This is a genomic window from Wenyingzhuangia sp. IMCC45467 (assembly GCF_054111205.1).
In genome coordinates, this window is sequence record NZ_CM134196.1 from 3,409,789 (window position 1) to 3,431,714 (window position 21,926).

The 21,926-nt window shown below is 31.5% G+C and carries 16 protein-coding genes; 12 read left to right on the forward strand and 4 right to left on the reverse strand.

Features of this window, described 5'->3' with window-relative positions; translation table 11 throughout:
- Positions 1-156 precede the first annotated feature (156 nt).
- The 12 genes from sucD to galB all read left to right on the forward strand — a co-directional run bounded on the left by sucD (position 157) and on the right by galB (position 17,960).
- Entirely contained in the window at positions 157-1,041 is an 885-nt protein-coding gene (gene sucD, locus ACXGQT_RS14510) for a succinate--CoA ligase subunit alpha (RefSeq protein ID WP_457829290.1), read from the forward strand.
- Between the two features lie 16 nt (positions 1,042-1,057).
- Entirely contained in the window at positions 1,058-1,807 is a 750-nt protein-coding gene (gene fabG, locus ACXGQT_RS14515) for a 3-oxoacyl-[acyl-carrier-protein] reductase (RefSeq protein WP_457829291.1), read from the forward strand.
- Between the two features lie 156 nt (positions 1,808-1,963).
- Positions 1,964-2,791, forward strand: coding sequence for a prohibitin family protein (locus ACXGQT_RS14520; protein ID WP_457829292.1), 828 nt, complete (start codon positions 1,964-1,966; stop codon positions 2,789-2,791).
- A 10-nt stretch (positions 2,792-2,801) separates the two neighbouring features.
- Positions 2,802-3,380 carry an NUDIX domain-containing protein gene (locus ACXGQT_RS14525; RefSeq protein WP_457829293.1) on the forward strand — a complete coding sequence of 193 codons (579 nt, stop codon included), beginning with the start codon at positions 2,802-2,804 and terminating at the stop codon, positions 3,378-3,380.
- 57 nt (positions 3,381-3,437) lie between these two features.
- On the forward strand, positions 3,438-3,902 hold the full coding sequence (locus ACXGQT_RS14530; protein WP_073119918.1) for a MaoC family dehydratase: 465 nt from the start codon (positions 3,438-3,440) through the stop codon (positions 3,900-3,902).
- A complete protein-coding gene (locus ACXGQT_RS14535) occupies positions 3,902-4,174 on the forward strand; it encodes a hypothetical protein (RefSeq protein ID WP_073119921.1) in 273 nt (90 codons plus the stop codon). The genes ACXGQT_RS14530 and ACXGQT_RS14535 overlap by 1 nt, the downstream gene beginning before the upstream one ends.
- Positions 4,175-4,353: 179 nt before the next feature.
- Positions 4,354-8,319 carry a hybrid sensor histidine kinase/response regulator transcription factor gene (locus ACXGQT_RS14540; protein WP_457829294.1) on the forward strand — a complete coding sequence of 1,322 codons (3,966 nt, stop codon included), beginning with the start codon at positions 4,354-4,356 and terminating at the stop codon, positions 8,317-8,319.
- A 238-nt stretch (positions 8,320-8,557) separates the two neighbouring features.
- Positions 8,558-11,542 (forward strand): SusC/RagA family TonB-linked outer membrane protein, encoded by a 2,985-nt coding sequence (locus ACXGQT_RS14545; protein WP_457829295.1) that lies wholly within the window; start codon positions 8,558-8,560, stop codon positions 11,540-11,542.
- An 11-nt stretch (positions 11,543-11,553) separates the two neighbouring features.
- Complete coding sequence (locus tag ACXGQT_RS14550) at positions 11,554-13,152, forward strand: RagB/SusD family nutrient uptake outer membrane protein (RefSeq protein WP_457829296.1); 1,599 nt, start codon at positions 11,554-11,556, stop codon at positions 13,150-13,152.
- 32 nt (positions 13,153-13,184) lie between these two features.
- Positions 13,185-14,330, forward strand: a complete 1,146-nt coding sequence (locus tag ACXGQT_RS14555; protein WP_457829297.1) for a SusE domain-containing protein — start codon at positions 13,185-13,187, stop codon at positions 14,328-14,330.
- Positions 14,331-14,349: 19 nt separating this feature from the next.
- The gene (locus ACXGQT_RS14560) at positions 14,350-15,504 is read left to right on the forward strand and encodes a glycoside hydrolase family 53 protein (protein ID WP_457829298.1); all 1,155 of its coding nucleotides are present in this window, start codon (positions 14,350-14,352) and stop codon (positions 15,502-15,504) included.
- 29 nt (positions 15,505-15,533) lie between these two features.
- Positions 15,534-17,960, forward strand: a complete 2,427-nt coding sequence (gene galB / locus ACXGQT_RS14565; RefSeq protein WP_457829299.1) for a beta-galactosidase GalB — start codon at positions 15,534-15,536, stop codon at positions 17,958-17,960.
- Between the two features lie 148 nt (positions 17,961-18,108).
- Here the strand turns inward: galB and ygiD are convergent, their stop codons facing one another.
- The 4 genes from ygiD to ACXGQT_RS14585 form a co-directional block, all read right to left on the reverse strand.
- A complete protein-coding gene (ygiD, locus tag ACXGQT_RS14570) occupies positions 18,109-18,936 on the reverse strand; it encodes a 4,5-DOPA-extradiol-dioxygenase (protein WP_457829300.1) in 828 nt (275 codons plus the stop codon).
- A 39-nt stretch (positions 18,937-18,975) separates the two neighbouring features.
- Positions 18,976-20,031: a sialidase family protein gene (locus tag ACXGQT_RS14575; RefSeq protein ID WP_457829301.1), complete on the reverse strand. Its 1,056-nt coding sequence runs from the start codon at positions 20,029-20,031 to the stop codon at positions 18,976-18,978.
- A gap of 248 nt (positions 20,032-20,279) precedes the next feature.
- A complete protein-coding gene (locus ACXGQT_RS14580) occupies positions 20,280-21,179 on the reverse strand; it encodes a sialate O-acetylesterase (RefSeq protein ID WP_457829302.1) in 900 nt (299 codons plus the stop codon).
- 94 nt (positions 21,180-21,273) lie between these two features.
- A complete protein-coding gene (locus ACXGQT_RS14585) occupies positions 21,274-21,912 on the reverse strand; it encodes a peroxiredoxin (protein ID WP_457829303.1) in 639 nt (212 codons plus the stop codon).
- Between the last annotated feature and the right edge of the window lie 14 nt (positions 21,913-21,926).

Below are 21,926 nucleotides of genomic sequence, written 5' to 3' on the forward strand. Positions count from 1 at the left end.
AAACAATGAAATACCCAAAGTGAATTTTCATTTTGGGTATTTTATTATAAAATTATTACAGGTTTTATAATTTTGTGATATAAAAATTAAAAAGAGAGATATTGCAAACAAATATTTATATTTGTTTGCAATGAATTTTAACAAAAAATAAATTAAATGAGTGTTTTAGTAAATAAGGATTCAAAGATTATTGTTCAAGGGTTTACAGGAAGTGAAGGTACTTTTCATGCAACTCAAATGATTGAATATGGAACCAATATAGTTGGTGGTGTAACTCCAGGAAAAGGAGGGCAAGAGCACTTAGGAAAGCCAGTTTTTAATACTGTACAAGATGCAGTAGTAAAAGCAGGAGCTGATACAACTATTATATTTGTACCGCCAGCATTTGCTGCAGATGCAATTATGGAAGCTGCTGAGGCAGGTATTAAAGTAATTATTTGTATTACTGAAGGAATTCCTGTTGGTGATATGGTTAAAGTAAAAGCTTATTTACAAACTACTGAGGCTCGTTTAATTGGTCCTAACTGTCCAGGGGTAATTACTCCAGGAGAAGCTAAAGTTGGTATTATGCCAGGATTTATCTTTAAAAAAGGAAATGTAGGAATTGTGTCTAAATCAGGTACATTAACATACGAAGCTGCTGATCAAGTTGTAAAACAAGGTTACGGAATTACAACAGCTATTGGTATTGGTGGAGATCCAATTATTGGAACTACAACTAAAGAAGCTGTAGAAATGTTAATGAATGACCCAGAAACTGAAGCAATTGTAATGATTGGTGAAATTGGAGGTCAATTAGAAGCTGAAGCTGCTAGATGGATCAAAGCTGATGGTAATAGAAAACCAGTTGTTGGTTTTATTGCTGGACAAACTGCACCTGCAGGTCGTACTATGGGGCATGCTGGAGCTATTGTTAGTGGTGAAGGAGAATCTGCACAGGCTAAAATGGAAATATTAGCAGAAAATGGAATTCATGTAGTAGCATCTCCGGCAAAAATTGGAGAGGCAATTGCAGAAGTTTTATCAGCAGTAGCAAAATAAAAATTGAAGTTATAGAATGGGATTATTAAAGGATAAAACAGCCATCATTACTGGGGCAACAAGAGGAATTGGTAAAGGAATTGCATTAGAATTTGCTAAGCAAGGAGCTAATATTGCTTTTACTTACAGTTCATCTGTTGAAGCAGCAAACGCTTTAGAAACTGAATTAGCTGCTTTTGGTGTTAAAGCCAAAGGTTATCAATCTAACGCTGCAGAATTTGATGCAGCACAAGCATTGGCAGCAGATGTTTTAAAAGAATTTGGAACGATTGATGTATTAATCAATAATGCTGGAATTACAAAAGATAATTTGTTAATGCGTATTTCTGAAGAAGATTTTGATAAAGTAATTGAAGTCAACTTAAAATCAGTATTTAACTTAACAAAAGCTGTAATTCGTCCAATGATGAAGCAAAGAGCTGGTTCTATTATTAATATGAGTTCGGTTGTTGGAGTTCAAGGGAATGCAGGACAAACAAATTATGCCGCTTCTAAAGCAGGAATGTTAGGATTTACTAAGTCTGTAGCTTTAGAGTTAGGTTCAAGAAATATTCGTTGTAATGCTATTGCTCCAGGGTTTATTGAAACTGAAATGACAGCAAAATTAGATGAAACTGTTGTGGATGGATGGAGACAAGCAATTCCTTTAAAAAGAGGAGGACAGCCAGAAGATATAGCAAACGCATGTGTGTTTTTAGCTTCTGATATGTCTGCTTATATTACAGGACAAACTTTAAATGTAGATGGTGGTATGATTACTGCATAATTTACTTTTAAACATAAATTTAAAACTGCTTTAAAGAGAAATCTTTAAAGCAGTTTTTTTGTTTTATAAGGTTGAATCAAATAGAAAATCATTAGCAATAGCGTATAATAATACGTAAATTCAACATTATTAAATTCAATTAAATAAAACTAAAACATGATAGATCAAAACATGAAAATTCCAAAATCATTACCAATTATTATTGGAATAATAGTAGTGGGAATTATATTTATTTCTAAATCAGCAATCAATATAGACTCAGGTAAAGCAGGTGTGTTGTTTAAAACTTTTGGAGGGGGAGTTGTTACCGATGAACCACCTTTAGGAGAAGGTTTTCATATTATAGCTCCATGGAATAAAGTTTTTGTTTATGAAGTTCGTCAACAAGAATTATTTGAGAAAATGAAAGTGCTATCGTCTAACGGATTAGATATTTTATTAGAGGTAAGTGCTTGGTATATGCCACAAACTGATAAATTAGGACATTTACATCAACAAAAAGGACAAGAATATTTAACAAGGGTTATTCTACCTTCTTTAAGATCGGCAGCTCGTTCTGTAGTAGGAAGATATACTCCAGAACAAATATACTCAAGCAAGAGAGATGTTATTCAGAACGAAGTTTTTGATGAAACAAAGAAAATATTAGATGATCAATTTGTACAGTTAAATGAAGTTTTGGTAAGAGATGTTACATTGCCAACAACTATAAAAAATGCCATTGAAAAAAAATTAAAACAAGAGCAAGAGTTTTTAGAATATGAATTTACGATTCAGAAAGCTGAAAAGGAAGCAGAACGTCAGAGAATTGATGCCGAAGGAAAAGCAAGAGCAAATCAAATTTTAAATGCATCTTTATCAGACAAAATTTTAAAAGAAAAAGGAATTCAGGCTACTTTAGAATTAGCAAATTCACCAAACGCAAAAGTAATTGTAATAGGATCTTCTAAAGACGGAATGCCTATTATATTAGGAAATCAATAAATGTTATTTTATGAAAATATCAGATATTAAAGAAAAAAATTTATCTAATAGCTGGAAACCATTAAAACTCTTTAGCTATAATTATACCGCTACAGATGGAAAAACTTTTACCCAAGTAAGAGAAGTTTATGACAAAGGAGATGGAGCTGCAGTTTTTATGTACAATACAAAAACAAAGAAAGTTTTATTAACCAAACAGTTTAGAATGCCAGCTTATATAAATGGTGTAAAAACTGGGGTTATGACAGAGGTTCCTGCAGGAATGTTAGACAAAGATGATCCTGAAACTTGTATTATTAGAGAAATTGAAGAAGAAACAGGGTATAGAGTTCCTAAAGTTAAAAAAGTAAGACATTGTTTTATGACTCCTGGAGCTGTAACAGAAATTACTCATATGTTTGTTGCTGAATATAGCGATGATATGAAAGTAGCCAAAGGAGGTGGTTTAGATGTAGAACAAGAGGATATTTTAATTTTTGAAATGAGTTTTAAAGAGGTAAAAAAAGCCATTGAAAATAATGAATTTAACGATGCTAAAACCTTAATATTATTACAATACGCTTGGATTCATAATTTATTAGAGGATTAGAGGTTTAAATCATAGAAATACGTAAATTTGAGTTTCATACTATAATAAACTTAATTAATGGCAAAAGTAATTATCAATAGCTTTGAGGACTTTAAAGCTTATGAGGGGAAAGAAATTGGAATTTCAGAATATTTAGCAATTCCACAAGAGAGAATTAATCAGTTTGCAGATGCAACTTTAGACCATCAATGGATACATTGTGATGCAGAAAAAGCAAAAGAAGGTCCTTTTGGTACTCCTATAGCTCACGGATATTTAACTTTGTCTTTAATGCCATATTTATGGGAGCAAATTATTGAAGTAAACAACAGTAAAATGTTGGTAAATTACGGAATAGAAAAATTAAAGTTTAATAAACCTGTACCTGTTGATGCCAAAGTTAGATTAAGAACTAAATTAAAATCAATAGATAATTTAAGAGGTATTTCTAAAGCTGTACTTTCTATTAATATTGAAATTGAAGGAGAAAGAAAAACGGCTTTAGATGCTGATATTGTTTTCTTATATCATTTTGTAAACTAATGCATAACAAACAAGAAATAAAACAATTGGTACAAAAAAACATTCATCAAATTAAGGTGAGTGAGTTTGTTACCGAAGGTGGTTGGCCTAATATAGACAATGTAGATGTAGCAATTTATAGTCAAAAAGAAATAGACAATGAAGAAATTATACATTTACAAATTTTATATACGGTAGACAAAGCTGGTTGTTGTTTTATTCCAGGAGGAGAAGAACAAAAAAGACTATCAAAAACAGTAACCATTAATAAGAATAGTGTAACCATAGTCTAAATTTGTTTTTAACACATACAAAACCTGTTCTTTAATTAGTACAGGTTTTTTTATGCTTAAAAAATACAATATCTTGTTGTTTAACTAACATATACATGCATACTACTTTGAAAGTATTTGTAAACTTTATTATTTCATTTTTTTTAGGAATTACATTTTGTTTTTCCCAATCACAAATAATGTTTAAAAAAATAAACCAAGCTAACGGTTTATCAAATGGTGGAATTATTTGTATGGATATGGGTAAAGACGGCTTTGTTTGGATTGGAACAAGAAATGGATTAAATAGGTATGATGGATTAGATATTAAAGTTTACAATAAAATAAATAGCAACCTAAACTCTAATGATATATCAGACTTATTGGTTGATAAAAAAAATAGACTTTGGATTACCACTTTGGGAGGTGGTTTAAATTACTATAATGCTAAAAAAGATTCTATTGAAGTTTATAAGGTAAGTAATAACAATCAATTATTATCAAATAGAATAAGTTCTGCAATAGAAGATTCTAAAGGAAATATATGGTTAGGTACAGATAAAGGGCTTTGTAAATTAGAACCAGATTCTATGACATTTACTTCTTACTCTAATCAATTAAATATCAATCAAAGTAAAAAGAGCAATAGTATTACTTCTATTTATGAAGATAAAAATGGAAATATATGGACAGGAACTTTTGGGAATGGTCTTTTTATTTTTGATATATCAGAAGAAAAGTTTAAACAAATTCTACCCGAAAAAACACAAGTTTCTGATTTTATTTACACCATTTCAGCTTTAAATCCAGATAAAATTTTAATAGGAACTAATGGAAGTGGTTTGTTGTTAGTAGATTTAGCAACTTTAAAGTTTTCAGATTTTTTTAAAGAAAACTTATCCGTTAAGCAGGATGTTAAAATTGTTCGTTCTATTAAAAAAGATAGTAAAGACAATTTGTGGATTGGAACTGATGGTAATGGAGTTTTTGAAATTCAATATCCAAATGGAAAAGAGCCTATTGTTCATAATTATTTATACAACTCTCAATTAGAATCATCTTTGTCTGGAAATGCTATTTACGAAATTATGGAAGACGATCAGGCCAATATTTGGTTTGGTACTGCATGGAATGGTATTAGTATTCTAGATAGAAACAATACCAACGAAATTTTATTTAGTGATATTGTTGGAGCAAATCCATCTCCTGTTTTATCGCTTTATAAAAATGATGAAAAACTTTACTTAGGATTAGATGGAGAGGGTTTAACTGTTTATAATCTTCATCATAAAAAGGTTAAGTATTTTAATAAAAAAAATAATTATCAATCTATTAAGGCTAGGTATATTCAAAAAATTGTAGAAACCAGTAACGGAGATATTTGGTTGGGTACATTTTCTAATGGGTTGATAAAATTTGATGAACAGGAGAATAAAACAATTCAATACAAACATCAATATAACAATGAAAACGCTATTAGTTTTAACGATGTAAGAGACATTGTTGAAGATGAAAAACACAATTTATGGATTGCTACTTGGGGTGGTGGTGTTAATTATTTTAACAATAAAACCAAGCAGTTTACTAGTTATAAAGAAAATGCTAAGGACAATACAGGTGTAAATAATAATAATGTAGTCGATTTAGAAGTAGAAAATCAGGAAATATGGATGGCTACTTTTGGTGGTGGATTAAATGTTTTTAATAAAACTACCAAGCAGTTTAAATATTACACGTATAAAGAACAAGACAGTACCACTATTGCTAGTAATAATATTTTTTCTATTTATAAAGATTCAAAAGGTTATTTATGGATAGGAACTTTTGGTGAGGGAATTAATAGAATGAATTTAAAAACCAAAAAAGTAGAACGTTTTGAACATTTTGATGAAATTAAATATTTAACCATTACCGGAATTATAGAAGATAATCATCAAAATATTTGGTTTAGCACAAGAGAAGGTATTTTAAATTATAGTTATACAACCAACAGTTTTAATTCCTTCTCTAGTTTGTCGGGAGAGTATCATATAAATTCCGTTTATAAAGATGAAGAGGGGATGCTATATTTTGGAGGGATGAATGGTGTTTTAAAAGTAAATCCTCAAAAAGTAAATACAGTATCTATAAAACCAAAGGTTAAAATAACAAACTTTAAGTTGTTTAATAAAGAGGTTAAAATAGGGGAGAATCAAATTTTAAAAAAGAATATTGTTTTTGAAGATGAAATCGTCTTAAAACATAATCAAAACGTATTAACATTTGAATTTTCTGCTTTAAAATTTCCGTTTTCCAATACTTGTGAATATGCTATAAAAATGGAAGATTTTGATATAGATTGGCGATTTATAGGAAAAGATAGAACTGTAACTTACACCAACTTATCTCCCGGTGATTATGTTTTTAAAGTAAAAAGCAAAGAAGTTGGTAGCGAATGGGGGAATGATTATACTTCAGTAAATGTTGTTGTTCTAAAACCTTTTTGGTTAAAATGGTGGGCTTTTGTAATCTATGCCCTCATATTTATGTTTTTGTTCTATTTGTTTAGAAAGTACACCATTGCTTGGGAAAGAATGAAAGCTAACTTAGAATTTGAAAAATTAACGCACGAAAAAGACAAAGAACTTTACAATTTAAAACAACAGTTTTTTACCAACATATCTCATGAAATTAGAACCCCAGTAACTTTAATTTTAAGCTCTATTAATAGGTTATTTGACAAAGGAGAGTTATTAGAAAGCAAACAAATAAAATCGGCACATACCATTAGAAAAAACAGTAATGTTTTATTACAGTTGGTAAATGAATTGTTGGATATTAGAAAATTTGAGACTAATGAAATTAATTTAAGAGTTAGTCAAGGAGAATTTGTGTCTTATTGTAAAGAAATCTTTTTATCGTTTTCAGAAATTGCTTCAGACAGAAACATTACCTATACATTTCACTCAGAAATTCCCAAAGTAGATTTGTGGTTTGATAAAAATCAGTTTGAAAAAGTAATCTATAATCTGTTAACCAATGCTTTTAAGTTTACTAAAAACGGTGGAACTATTAGTGTGAGTATTGAGAATAACGAAAACGAGGTTTATTTAATAGTAAAAGATTCGGGAATTGGTATGACCAAATCTCATTTGTCTAAAATTTTTAATAGATTTTATCAAGTAAATAACAATAGTACCGATGAAAAACTCGGTTTTGGTTTGGGATTATCTATTACCAAAGAAATTGTGGATTTACACAAAGGAAACATCAATGTTAAAAGCGAGAAAAATAAAGGAAGCTTTTTTGAAGTAAAAATTTTAAAAGACAAACATCATTTTGATGAAAATCAGATAGAAGAAAACAATACTGTTATACCACAAGAAACAGAAGCAATTAAAGAATTAAAGAAAAAAACATCAAAAAAAGCTCAAGCAAAAGAAGTTATTTTAATTGTAGAAGACAATAAAGGAATTCAGGATTCTTTACATGAAATTTTAAGTAAAGATTATACTATTTTACAGGCGTTTAATGGAGAAGAAGGGTTAAAAATAGCCACTAAAAATTTTCCAGACATTATTATTAGTGATGTAATGATGCCTGTAATGGATGGACTTGAATTTGTTAAAAAATTAAAACTAAACACATTTACAAGTCATATTCCTATTATTTTATTAACAGCAAGAACTTCTGTAAAAAATAGAATGGAAGGTTTTGATACTGGTGCCGATGAATATATAGCAAAGCCTTATGAAGAAGAGTTACTAAAAACAAGAATTTCTAACCTACTAAATAATAGAAAACTATTAAGAGAAAAATTTATTAATGATAACTTTTTAAATCCAAAAGAATTAGCCATTAGTTCTCCAGATCAATTGTTTTTAGAAAAATTATATAAGAGTATAGAGCCCAATTTAGAAGCTAATAATTTAAAAGCAGAAGTTATTGCTAAAGAATTAGGAATGAGTCATTCCGTGATGTACAAAAAAATTAAGGCATTAACTGGACTTAGTTATGTAGAATTTATTAGAGATTATAGATTGTCCATAGCCAAACAATTAATAAAAGACTTAGGTTATTCTGTTTCCGATGCTTGTTACAAAGTTGGCTACTCAGATAGAAAATATTTTAGTAAACTCTTTAAGCAAAAATTTAATAAAAACCCTTCAGTGTTTTTAAAATCTTAAACCACTTGATTTTTAGTGAAAATCTAATTTTTTTATCGTATAATATATAACATCCATAAAATCAGGAGTGTTTTTTAGAGAATAACGAAAAATTTACCCTTACTTAATGAAATTGACCCACCTAAAAAGTCAATAAAATAAGGTACTTGCACATGTTAATTATCACCAAGTCTTTGTCGTTGTGTTTTGATGAGATAAAGAGGTCTTAATTACATTTAACTTTTTAATAAAACTATTTATGATGAATTTCTCTCGAGAAAAAAGGCATCCAGCCAACTTAAAACAGCTACTTTTTACGTTGCTTTTGATATGTTTTTCTATAACATCTTTTAGTCAACAATTAAATGTATCTGGAACGGTTACAGATGCTACTGATGGTACTCCATTATTAGGAGTAAACATTATGATTAAAAACGCAAACTCTGGAACCACTACAGATTTTGATGGAAACTACAATATTAAAGTTAATAAAAACGATGTATTGGTGTTTTCCTATTTAGGATATCAAGTAACAGAATCGGTCGTGCAAAATAACGTTTTAAGTATTCAGCTAAAGAAAGATACTCAAGCTTTAGATGAAGTGGTAATTATAGGATACGGTAGTACTACTATAAAAGATGCTACAGGTTCTGTAACAGCAGTAACGTCTAAAGATTTTAACAAAGGAAATATTGTAACTCCAGAAAATATGCTAACAGGTCGTGTGGCAGGTTTGTCTATTAATACAGGAGGAGAACCTGGTTCGGGTTCAACCATTAGAATTCGTGGAGGAGCATCTTTGGGAGCTTCTAATGATCCTTTAATTGTAATTAACGGTATGCCAATAGATAACAATACTATTGGAGGTTCTAGGTCTATTTTAAGCACTATAAACCCAAATGATATCGATTCGTTTTCTGTGTTAAAAGATGCTTCTGCAACAGCCATTTATGGATCAAGAGCTTCAAACGGAGTTATTATCATTACTCTAAAAAAAGGAACAAGAACTTTTTCTGCCAATTTAGATATGAGCATGAGTGTGCACACATTAGCAAATAAGGTTGATGTTTTTAGTGCCGATGAGTTTAGAGAAATTGTAGCTCAACAAGATCCTAGTTTGTTAGCTTCTTTAGGAACTGCAAATACAGATTGGCAAGATGAAATTTACAGAACAAGTGTTTCTGCAAACACCAACTTATCGGTAAACGGAATGTTGTTTGATAGAATCCCTACTAGAGCTTCTTTAGGTAGAAGTTTACAAAACGGATTGATGTTAACTTCTGGTTACGAACGTAACACGGGGTCTGTAACTGTAAATCCAGATTTTTTTGACAGACATTTAAAAGTTAGTGTAAACGCAAACGTGTCTTTAGAAAAAAACAGGTTCGCCTCTGGTCAACAAGGAAATGCATTAACTTTTGACCCTACACAACCGGTATATGATGAGAACTCTCCCTTTGGTGGTTATTTCCAATATTATAATGATGATAATAATGGAGTAATTAATAGTAGTGATTTGGTAGAGAGAGCTCCGTTAAACCCTGTAGCAGAATTGTTACAAAGAAACAGTAGAAGTGAAGTAAAAAGATTATATGGTAATGTTAAATTAGACTATAATTTTCATGCCATTCCAGAACTTTCAGCTGTTTTAAATTTAGGATTAGATGTAAGTACTGCCGAAGGATTCACAAGAGTTTCAGATCAAAACCCTTTGTTTCAAGCAGACGGACGTATTGTTGGTTCATATTCAGAATATACAAATGATAAAAGCAATCATTTATTAGACGGTTACTTGTCTTATAAAAAAGAATATGATGAATTTAATTTTGAGGCTACAGCAGGATATTCTTATCAAAAATTCACCAGTGAAAGTTATGTAACTAATGAATTGCTTGATGATGGAGTAGATAGCGAGCCTGTAACAAGTGTTACACCAGATTTAGTATTGATTGGTTTTTTTGGAAGAACAAACCTTTCTTTTTATGATAAATATTTATTTACACTTTCTTATCGTAGAGATGGAACCTCACGTTTTAGTAAAAACAACCGTTGGGGTAATTTTCCAGCAGCAGCTTTTGCATGGAAACTTAAAGAAGATTTGTTTCCAGAAGCAGAGACTTTATCAACTTTAAAATTAAGATTGGGTTGGGGTATTACTGGTCAACAAGATATTGGACAGGATAATTTAGATTTATTTTTATCTAAATACACCAAAGGATTATCAACCTCTCAATATATATTTGGAAACAATGTAACTTCTATTGGAATTCCAAACTTTAGAAATGAAAACCTAAAATGGGAAGAAACTACAACCTATAATGCTGGTTTTGATTATGGATTGTTAAACGACAGGTTTACAGGAGCTATAGAAGGTTTTTATAAGGAGTCTAAAGATTTGTTAGCCAATGCAGCTATTTCTGATGGTTCTAACTTTAGTAATTCAGGATTTCAAAATATAGGAAATTTTACATCAAAAGGAATTGAATTTTCTATAGGAGGAGATATTTTTAAGAATAGAGATGGTTTTAATTGGTATGCAAACTTTAATACCACATTTATCAAAACTGAAATTAAAAATTTGGCTTTAGATCAAGATCAACTGGTTGGAAATACAGGAGCAGGTGCAGGTGATGGAGCTACGGTTCAGGTGCATAGAGTAGGATATACACCATTTTCATATTACGTATACAAGCAAATTTATGACACGAGTGGAAACCCTATAGAAGGAGCTTATGCCGATTTAAACGGGGATAACATCATTAATGAATCAGATTTGTACATCCATCACAATGGTATGCCAACAGTAACTATGGGGTTTGCTTCTAATTTTAGTTATAAAAACATCGATTTGTCTTTTAATTTAAGAGCAAGTTTAGGAAACTATAATTATAATGGAGCCAATGCAACCAGAGCACAATACGGAGCATTAAGAAATAGTTCGGTAGTATCAAACTTACCAACATCAGTATTAGATACAAACTTCCAATCTTCGGAAACAGTGTTGTTGTCAGATTATTATATAGAAGATGCCTCTTTCTTAAAAATGGATAATTTGAGTTTAGGATATACGTTTAACAAAATTTTTAGTCAAAGTTCTTCGGTTCGTTTGTCTGCCAGTGTACAAAATGTATTTACTATTTCAGGATATTCAGGAGTAGATCCTGAAGTGTTTGGAAACGGTATAGATAATTCAATAACTCCTAGACCAAGAACATTTTTAATAGGAGCTAACGTTAGATTTTAAAACATAACAGTATGAAAAATAAATTAACACATAAAGTAATATACATATTAGGTACTGTATTAATTCTTGTAGGTTGTACAAACGATTTAGATATTGAGGTAAATGATCCTAATGCTTTTTTGGTCGATGATTTTTACGCTACACCAGAATCTTATAAGCAAGGTTTGGCTGGAGTATATGGAAACTTGGCTTTAACAGGTGCAAATGGACCAGGAGATTCAAATATTTCAGGTTTAGATGCAGGTACAAGTCAATACGGTAGAGCATTTTGGAATTTACAAGAATTAACCACAGATGAGGTAAAATGGTCATGGGAAAATGATGGTGGTTTAAGAGGATTAAATAGAAATACATGGACAGCAGACAATGTTGTTATTAGAGGGTTTTACGGAAGATGTATGACTCAAGTAGCTTTTGTTAATGAATATTTAAGACAAACTACCAATGACAAATTAAACAGCAGAGGAGTAAGTGATAATACTCGTGCCGAAGTACAAACATTTAGAGCAGAAGCTCGTTTTTTGAGAGCTTTGGCTTACTATCATTTAATGGATTTGTTTGGTAAAGCAGGTTTTGTAACAGAAAATGACCCTGTAGGAGCGTATCAATCTCCACAATACAATCGTGCTGAATTGTTTGCCTTTGTGGAGTCTGAAATCAATACTATTTTACCAGAATTAGTAGATCCTTTACAAAATGAATATGCAAGAGTAGACAAAGCTGCTGCTTGGATGTTGTTAGCTAAAATTTATTTAAATGCAGAGGTGTTTATTGGAGAAAATAAGTACGATGAATGTTTAACTTATTGTAATAATATTATTGCATCAGGTTATATTTTATCACCTGTATATGCTAATAATTTTAATGCAGACAACCATAGCAATTCTGCAAGAAACGAAATTATTTTCCCTATTGTTTCCGATGGAGTTGTGACTCAAAATTATGGGCCTACTACGGTCATGGTCAATGCACAAGTTGGATCTATAGAACAAAACGGAGCTGATTTTGGTGTAGCAGGATGGGCTGGTGGATTAAGAGTAACCAAACAATTCTCTGAAACCATGTTAAATGGTACTTATGATACCGATGATAGAAATACCATTTTAAGTGACGACAGAACTATTGAAATGACCGATATGGATGATTATGGAACAGGATATGTTACCGCAAAATGGTCTAACAAAACATCTACAGGAGCTAATGGTTCTGCTACCGAAATAGTAGATACTGATTTTCCTATGTTTAGACTTGCTGATGTTTATTTAATGTATGCAGAGGCTGTTGTTAGAGGAGGTTCAGGAGGAACATTATCTACCGCTAAAGATTATATCAATTTATTAAGATCAAGAGCTAACAATCCATTTATGGTTACAGAAAACGATGTTGATTTAGACTTGATTTTAAATGAACGTATGGTTGAATTATATGGAGAAGCACATAGAAGACAAGACTTAATCCGTTTCGGAAAATATACAGGAGGTTCTTATAACTGGTCTTGGAAAGGAAGTGTGGTAAGTGGAATTGCCATAGGTAATTTCCGTAAGGTTTTTCCATTACCAAAGGCGAGTGTAGCTGCCAATCCAAATCTTACACAAAACACAGGATATTAAAATAAAAAAGACAAACACTAAAAATATATACAATGAAAAAATTAATCATCATATTTATAGCATTTATTTCATTAGTAGGATTAAACGCTTGCTCAGACGACAGTTCACCTATTTTTGTAGCACAACCTAGTACAGAAGGAATTTCTTTTACAAGTTCGTTTGCAGCAAAATATTTATTGTCTAACGCAACCAAAGAAAATATTGCCGATAGAATTATTTGGAGTGCAGCAGATTTTGGAGTTTCAACAAATATTTCATACGAACTTTTAGCAGCTATTGATGTAGATGCCGATCCATATAAAATTATAGGAACCACTAGTGAAACCAATTACGGAATTACAGTAGATCAATTGTTGTCATTTGCAAAAGATTTAGGTTTAGATGATGATCCTACAACAACCAATACAGATGGAACACCAAATAATACAGGAGTGGTGTATCTTAAAGTAAAAGCAAGTATGGGGTCAACAGGAACAAATGAAGTGGTGTCTGAGGTACAGCCTATTAATATTGAATGGATAGAAACAGTTGCTAATGATGGAGGGTGTCCTTCTCTTTATGCTGTTGGAGCAGGTTTAGATAATATTGGATGGAACTTTGTTCCTGCAGGAGAAATGGTGTGTGATGGTGATGTATTACAATTAAAAGCATCTTTTATTAATGAAAACTTTAGATTTTTTCAAGAATCAGGAGACTGGGCTTCAGATTTAAAATATTCTTATTACGAAGGTGAAGGATATACTATTGATGCCAATTTAGAAGATGCTCAAGATGATGCAAACTTTAAGTTTATAGGAACTCCAGGTATTTATACATTAACTATAGACAATGTTAATAAAACAATTGTGTTAACACCTTCTAATTCTTTATGGACAGTTGGTGGAGCTGTTCCAGGAGGTTGGTCTTTTGATGCTGCAAATACAGTTGAGTTTATTGAATCTACTCCAGATGTTTGGTCTGCAAGTATTGCTTTGGCTAATGAAAAATTTAGATTTTTTACAGCTTTTGATGATTGGAACTCAGGTTTAAACTATTCTTATTATGCAGATCAAAACTTTACCATTGATGCTGCTTTTGAAGACGAAGGTGAAGGAGATGGAAACTTTGTTTTTGTTGGAACTCCAGGAACCTATACGTTAACAGTAAATGCTGTTGATAAAACCATTACTTTAGAATAATAGCCAAATGAAAATATTTATGAAATTTTATTTTAGTACTTTTTTAATCTTAGCTTGTTTCCATTTAGGTTCTTGTCAAAGTTCAACTTCTATTGCAGAAGAGGAACAAGATAAAGAAGTAATTACTCCAGGTACCGATGAAGTTGCTTTTTATTACGGAGCAGATTTATCGTATGTAAATGAAATGGAAGATTGTGGTGCTGTTTATAAAAATGATAAAGGAATTACTCAAGACCCTTTTAAAATTTTTAGCAATGCTGGAACCAATTTGGTACGTGTTCGTTTGTGGCACAATCCTACTTGGACTAATTATTCTAATTATGAAGATGTAAAAAAAACAATATCTAGAGCCAAAGAGTTAGGAATGAATGTGTTGTTAGATTTCCATTATTCAGATTCTTGGACAGATCCTGAAAAACAAAAAATTCCAGCTGCTTGGGAAAGTCAAATGAATAACAAAGTAGCTTTAGGAAAGTTACTGTATGATTATACTTATGAAACCTTAAATAATTTAGCTGCAGAAGAATTATTGCCAGAAATGGTACAGGTTGGTAATGAAACCAATCCTATGATTTTGCAAGGAGATGAGTTGGTTTGGCCTATAGATTGGGATCGTAATGCTTATTTAATTAATCAAGGAATAAAAGCTGTAAGAGATGTTTCGACAGTGCAGGATGCGAAGATTGAAATAATGTTGCATATTGCCCAACCTGAAAATGGTTTGTGGTGGTTTAAAGAAGCAACAGCTAGCGGAATTACTGATTATGATTGGATTGGTTTGTCATATTATCCAATTTGGTCAGAATATACTTTAGACAATGTGGAAACACCTTTAAAATCGTTGATAGATACTTATAAGAAAAAATTAATGATTGTAGAAACAGCATATCCTTTTAGCCTAAATAATAATGATGCCGCTAATAATATATTAGATGCTAATGCATTAATAAATGGCTATGCAGCAACACAACAAGGTCAATTAGATTATTTAAATAAACTGAAAGAAGTTGTGGTAAAAGCCGGAGGATCTGGAGTTGTTTATTGGGAACCAGCATGGGTTTCTACAAATTGTAAAACGCAATGGGGCACAGGTTCTCATTGGGACAATGCAACTTTATTTGATAATAATAACAAAGCAACTTTAGGAATGCAGTTTTACAACGGTTCTAAATAATTACTAAATATAATAAAGAAGAATTAAGAATGACAAAGTCTAAATTTTTACTATTTACATTACTTGTTCTCTCACAGGTTTCTTTTTCTCAAGTAAGAAATGTTAGAGTATTAGATGTTAATTGGAAGTTTCAAAAAGGAGATGTTAAAAATGCTCAGCAAGAAAAATTTAACGATTCAAAATGGGAACAAGTAACCGTTCCTCACGATTGGGCTATTTATGGACCTTTTGATAAAGAGATAGATAAACAAACAGTAGCGATTACACAAAATAATGAAAAAGATGCTACTGAAAAAACAGGAAGAACAGGTTCTTTACCTCACGTAGGAACTGCTTGGTATAGAAATCAATTTACTATTTCTGAAGCCGAATTAGCTCAAAAAGTAATTTTGTTGTTTGAAGGTGCTATGAGTGAACCTCAGGTTTATTTAAACGGACAAAAAATAGGAGAATGGGCATATGGTTACAGTTATTTTTATTTTGATATTTCTAAACATATCAAAAAAGGAGAAAATACTTTAGCCGTAAAATTAACCAATAAAGAGTTTGCCTCTCGTTGGTATCCTGGGGCAGGTTTGTATAGAAAAGTAAGTTTAATTACCAAAAATAAAGAGAGTATTAACCAATGGGGAACATACATTACCACTCCAAAGGTTAGCAAAGAAGAAGCTAAGGTAAATATAAAAACAAAAGTATCTGTTACAAACGGGGCTTTGGTTACAACTATTTTAGATGCTGATGGTAAAGAGATTTCATCAAACAAAACAACCTTGGAGTTTGGAAATGAATTTGATCAAAATATAAAAGTTGACAATCCAAATTTATGGAGTCCAGAGCATCCTTATTTGTACAAAGCAGTTACCAAGTTGTATGTAAATAATGAGTTGAAAGATGAGATAACTACTCGTTTTGGAATTAGAGAAATTAAATACGAAGCCAATAAAGGATTTAGTTTAAACGGAAAAGTGACTAAGTTTAAAGGAGTTTGTCTACATCATGATTTAGGACCTATTGGAACAGCTATTAATAAAGCAGCGTTAAGACGTCAGTTAACTATTTTAAAAGAAATGGGCTGTAATGCCATTCGTAGTTCTCACAACATGCCGTCTTTTGAACAATTGGAGTTGTGTGATGAAATGGGATTTTTATTTTTAGCAGAAAGTTTTGATGAATGGGCTAAAGCAAAGGTAAAAAATGGTTATCACCGATTTTTTGATGAATATGCAGAAAAAGATATTGTAAACTTGGTTGCAGCTACTAAAAATCACCCAAGTATTGTCATGTGGAGTTCAGGAAATGAAGTACCAGATCAGCATGGAGAAGCAGGAGTGAAACGTGCAAAATGGTTACAAGAAATTTTTCATAGAGAAGACCCAACAAGACCTGTAACAGTAGGAATGGATCAGGTGAATTCTGTAATGAAATCAGGGTTTGGAGCATTATTAGATATACCTGGATTGAACTATAGAGTACATTTGTATGAAGAAGCAAATAAGAGATTCCCACAAGGATTTATTTTAGGATCAGAAACAGCATCCACTGTTAGTTCTAGAGGAATTTATAAGTTTCCTGTAAAGCAAGGAAAAAATGTTCAGTATGATGATTTTCAATCTTCATCTTATGATTTAGAAGCTTGTAGTTGGTCTAATGTTCCTGATGAAGATTTTGTATTACAAGATGATAAAGATTGGGTGATTGGGGAGTTTGTTTGGACTGGTTTTGATTATTTAGGAGAACCAACTCCGTATGATACCAGTTGGCCATCACGTAGTTCTTATTTTGGAATTAATGATTTGGCAGGATTACCAAAAGATAGATATTACTTATATAGAAGTCGTTGGAATAAAGATGCTGAAACATTACATATTTTACCTCATTGGAATTGGGAAGGTAGAGAAGGAGAAGTAACACCAGTTTTTGTATATACAAATTACGATAGTGCTGAGCTTTTTATCAATGGAAAAAGTATGGGAATTCAGAAAAAGAATCATTCAACTCCACAAAATAGATATCGTTTAATGTGGATGGATGTTAAATATGAGCCTGGAACAGTAAAGGTTGTTGCGTTTGATAAAGAAGGAAAACCTGTTGCTGAAAAGGAAATTAAAACTGCAGGAAAACCATATAAATTAGTTTTGAATCCTGATAGAAAAACCATTAAAGCCAATGGAAAAGACTTGTCTTTTGTTACAGTTTCTGTGGTTGATAAAAATGGAGTTGTTTGTCCAACAGCAACTAATCAATTAAAATTTAAAGTAAAAGGAAAAGGGACCTACAGAGCAGCTTGTAATGGAGATGCAACTTCTTTAGAGCAATTCCATTTACCAACCATGAAATTATTTAGTGGAAAATTAGTGGTGTTGGTTCAGTCTGAAAAAGAAGCTGGAAATATTGAGTTAACCGTTAGTGGTAGAGGATTAAAAACAGCAAAAGTTAGTTTGACTTCTGAAAAGTAGTTTAGCTGTATATTAAAAAAAGTAGTCTAAAAAGAATCATAACGTCATTCTGAATTTATTTCAGAATCTCATGTCACGTATAATCTATGATGAGAACCTAAAACTAGTTCAGGTTGACGAAAATAAAACTTTTTAGACTACTTTTTTATTAAGCAATTTTCACTGATGTCATGGAGAGTGAGCCTCCAATGTATTGATTGTTAAAAATAGAAATGTCATCTTGTCTGTCTTTTAAAGCCAAACTATAAATTAAAGGCATATAATGTTCTGGTGTAGGAATAGATAAGTTAAAAGCACTTCCTTGTTTGTTAAAATTGATGAGGTCTTTATGATTGTCATTCAAAATAAAAGCTTTCATTTTTTCATTAGCTTCAATGGCCCAATCAAATCCATAAGAACCCGCATTCATTTTGTCCCAAGCAATTCTTCTTAAATTGTGTACCATATTTCCACTCCCTACAATTAACACTCCTTTATGTCTAAGTTGTTGAATTTCTGTAGCCAATTCATAGTGATATTGAGCAGGTTTAGAATAATCAATACTCATTTGAATTACGGGAACATTGGCATCTGGATACATGTGTTTTATTACACTCCAAGCTCCGTGATCTAATCCCCATTTTTCATCTAAACCAATTTCTGTTTGGGTGACTAACTTTTGTGTTTCTACAGCCAGTTCAGGACTTCCTGGAGCAGGATACTGTACATCAAACAAAGCTTTAGGGAAACCACCAAAATCATGAATGGTTGGTGGATTTTGCATGGCGGTAACAAATGTTCCTTTGGTTTCCCAATGGGCAGAAATACATAAAATAGCATTCGGTTTTGGGATTTCTTTTCCAAGTTGTCTAAAAGAAGCCACAAACTCATTTTCTTCTATAGCGTTCATAGGACTCCCATGTCCTAAAAATAGCACAGGCATTTTAGGAGTATTGCTTAAAGAAGAGGTGATGTTTTGTAAATTATGTAGGCTCATATTTATATTTCTAATATGTGTTATATTAGGTCGTTTCTTTTAATATAAAATATCAAAAGAAACGTGTTTAATGTATTTTCTATTGTAAGTATATAAAATATGAATCTTTTTATCAGAAGTTTGAATGATGGCTGGATAGCTAAACTCTCCTTCTGTTTGATGTTCTAAATCTAATAGTTTATTCCAGTTCAATCCATTTTTAGAATACTCAACATCTAATACATTACGACCATTAAACCAATCGGCACCTCTTGGTAAAGGATTATTTACTAGTAAAAAGAAATTTTTTCTTAAAGCAATCCCATCAATTCCAGAATTAGAGTTTACCACATTAATACTGTCCATTTTAGACCATGTTTGTCCGTAATCATATGACCAAGACTCTATTACTTTATCGTGTTTACTTCTGCATAACATTTGAATTTTAGTTGGTTTGTGAACTAAAAATGTAGGTTGAATTACATCAAATTGATGTGGATTTTTAACCGCTATTTTTTTCCATGTTTTTGTAGCTTCTGTATAGGTTTCTACATGTACTCGCCAATCATCATTGGTAGTACTTTCTGTACTACTACCACATAAAATAACTCCTGGAGTAACTTCTATTGGTTTGTTTTTTATAGGGCCTAAAAATCCGTCTGGTAAATAAGTTGTTTTGCTCCATGTTTTTCCATCATCGATAGAAGAAACCATGGCACCAAACCATTCACGTGGGTTTTTTCCTACTTTGTAAAAAAGATATAAAGTGTTGCTTTTACTTTTAAATAAAACAGGATTCCAACAAGGCAAAGTATCGTTGTTTTTTACTAGCGGAGTAATAATGTTTTTGGGTTGTGACCATTTTTTATTTTGATAAGTAGCCGTATAAATTCCAACATCTTTAGCTCCTTCGTAACTTCCTCCAAACCAAGCAGCCATTAATTGTTTGGTGTTAATTTCTTCTAAGGTTGCAGAGTGTGAATTGTGAGTTACAGGTGGTGCAGCAATATAGGTTTGTGTAATATTACTAAGTTGGGGACTATTGTTTTTTAGAGTTTTACAAGAAAACATAGTGGTTACTAGTATACTAGCTAGTAAGAGGTATTTAAAATTCATAAGATTGGGGTTAAAATTTGCTACGAATGTAAACAAATTTTTAAAAAAGAGAGGTGTTAAAAAACAGCTTAAATAAGTTCATAAAAAAATACAAGGCTGTTTGAAAAAGTAAAAATTTCGTCAAACTGAACTTGTTTCAGTTTCTCATAACTACTGTTTAACAGTATGTTGTGATTCTGAATTAAATTCAGGATGACGTTTTTTAATACTTTTCAGTCAAGCTCGTGTTTTTTATAAGGTTGAGGTTTTTATTTATTCTTCAATTTTTCTAGAGCTTCGGCAAACTTAATTCCCAAGTCTATATAACCTTCGCTGTTGTAATGATATCTGTCTGAATATTTATAATATCTAGTGTCTCTAACAATGGTAGCATTTTTATCGGTAAGCGCAAATTTTTCTTGTGCAGCTTGTACTATTTCTCCGTATTTCCAAACTTTTCCTTCATCGTTGTTCCAAGAGTCTGATATTTTTCCAATTACAACAGGCAAGTCATCTACTCTAAAAGCAGCTCTAATTAAATTCATCAATTTATCTAAATGTTGGTAATAACGCAAGGCAATGTCTTCTTGTTTGGCATCACTTTCTCCTTGCATCCAAATAATTCCGCTAGGGACCAATACATCGGTTATACCATCTCCATCAATATCTGTTTGAGCATAGGCATTTTTTACGGTTTCTAAAAAATAATCGTATTGATTTTTACCGGTTTTACCACGATAGTTAGAATCCCAGTTTCCTGTAGGATTTCCTAAAGTATCAATAGAAGTTCCTCCTCTGGAATATTTAATAAGGGCAATTTTTTGGTTTGGATAGATTTCTTGTAATTTTTGAGCAAAAGACAATTCTACACCAAAACGATTGGATAATTTGTTTTCATTTGCATCAGAAGAAAATCCTCTTCCATGTCCAGGTTTTAAAGAAGTCCAAATTCCTTTCCCTCCATCGGTTCTTTCATCTTTGGTAGGGTTCCCGTGAAAGATATAAACATTTTTAATTTTTTTATTTAGTGATTTAGGAAGATCCTTGTTATATCCATAACCATCCATGTTAGACTGTCCGCCTAAGTAGAAAACTTTAACCGAATCTACTTTTTTTGATTGTGCAAAAATGCTAAGAGGTAGTGCTAATAATAAAAATAATTTAGTCATAATTATTGTGCGTAGTGTAGTAAAAGTTTTAAATGTTAAAAACACAAAGGCTAGTAAATTTATTTACTAGCCTTTGTGTTTTTTTATAAAAAAATTAAATATTTGGTTGAGGAGTTGTTCTTAAATAAGGCTTAACTTCCTTATGTCCTTTTGGAAATAAATCTGGAATTTGTTCATTGCTAACAGCAGGTGAAATGACTACATCTTCACCATGTTTCCAGTTAGCAGGAGTTGCAACTTTGTGATATGCTGTTAACTGTAAAGAGTCTATAACTCTTATTAACTCATCAAAATTTCTTCCTGTAGATGCAGGGTAAGTAATCATTAATTTAATTTTTTTGTCTGGTCCAATAACAAAAACAGAACGTACGGTTAACTTGTCATTAGCATTTGGATGAATCATGTCATACAAATCAGCAACTTTATTGTCCTCATCTGCAATGATAGGAAAGTTAACGGTGGTAGCTTGAGTTTCGTTAATGTCTTTAATCCATCCATGATGAGATTCAATACCATCTACGCTTAAAGCTACTACTTTAACATTTCTTTTATTAAATTCATCTGTATATTTGGCAACAGTTCCTAATTCAGTAGTACATACTGGAGTATAGTCTGCAGGGTGAGAGAATAAAATTCCCCAACTATCACCTAACCAATCGTGAAAGTTGATTTCTCCTTCTGTTGTTTGTGCTGTAAAGTTTGGTGCAATATCACCCAATCTTAATGTGCTCATTTTTTTTGTTTTTA

Excerpts from the sequence above, each read along its gene's own strand:
- ACXGQT_RS14535 (WP_073119921.1), top strand. The coding sequence starts at position 3,902 with ATGCATAACAAACAAGAAATAAAACAATTGGTACAAAAAAACATTCAT.
- galB (WP_457829299.1), top strand. The coding sequence starts at position 15,534 with ATGACAAAGTCTAAATTTTTACTATTTACATTACTTGTTCTCTCACAG.
- ACXGQT_RS14550 (WP_457829296.1), top strand. The coding sequence starts at position 11,554 with ATGAAAAATAAATTAACACATAAAGTAATATACATATTAGGTACTGTA.
- ACXGQT_RS14580 (WP_457829302.1), bottom strand. The coding sequence starts at position 21,179 with ATGACTAAATTATTTTTATTATTAGCACTACCTCTTAGCATTTTTGCA.
- ACXGQT_RS14575 (WP_457829301.1), bottom strand. The coding sequence starts at position 20,031 with ATGAATTTTAAATACCTCTTACTAGCTAGTATACTAGTAACCACTATG.
- fabG (WP_457829291.1), top strand. The coding sequence starts at position 1,058 with ATGGGATTATTAAAGGATAAAACAGCCATCATTACTGGGGCAACAAGA.
- ACXGQT_RS14530 (WP_073119918.1), top strand. The coding sequence starts at position 3,438 with ATGGCAAAAGTAATTATCAATAGCTTTGAGGACTTTAAAGCTTATGAG.
- ACXGQT_RS14520 (WP_457829292.1), top strand. The coding sequence starts at position 1,964 with ATGATAGATCAAAACATGAAAATTCCAAAATCATTACCAATTATTATT.
- sucD (WP_457829290.1), top strand. The coding sequence starts at position 157 with ATGAGTGTTTTAGTAAATAAGGATTCAAAGATTATTGTTCAAGGGTTT.
- ACXGQT_RS14545 (WP_457829295.1), top strand. The coding sequence starts at position 8,558 with ATGATGAATTTCTCTCGAGAAAAAAGGCATCCAGCCAACTTAAAACAG.
- ACXGQT_RS14585 (WP_457829303.1), bottom strand. The coding sequence starts at position 21,912 with ATGAGCACATTAAGATTGGGTGATATTGCACCAAACTTTACAGCACAA.
- ACXGQT_RS14560 (WP_457829298.1), top strand. The coding sequence starts at position 14,350 with ATGAAATTTTATTTTAGTACTTTTTTAATCTTAGCTTGTTTCCATTTA.
- ACXGQT_RS14555 (WP_457829297.1), top strand. The coding sequence starts at position 13,185 with ATGAAAAAATTAATCATCATATTTATAGCATTTATTTCATTAGTAGGA.
- ygiD (WP_457829300.1), bottom strand. The coding sequence starts at position 18,936 with ATGAGCCTACATAATTTACAAAACATCACCTCTTCTTTAAGCAATACT.
- ACXGQT_RS14540 (WP_457829294.1), top strand. The coding sequence starts at position 4,354 with ATGTTTAAAAAAATAAACCAAGCTAACGGTTTATCAAATGGTGGAATT.
- ACXGQT_RS14525 (WP_457829293.1), top strand. The coding sequence starts at position 2,802 with ATGAAAATATCAGATATTAAAGAAAAAAATTTATCTAATAGCTGGAAA.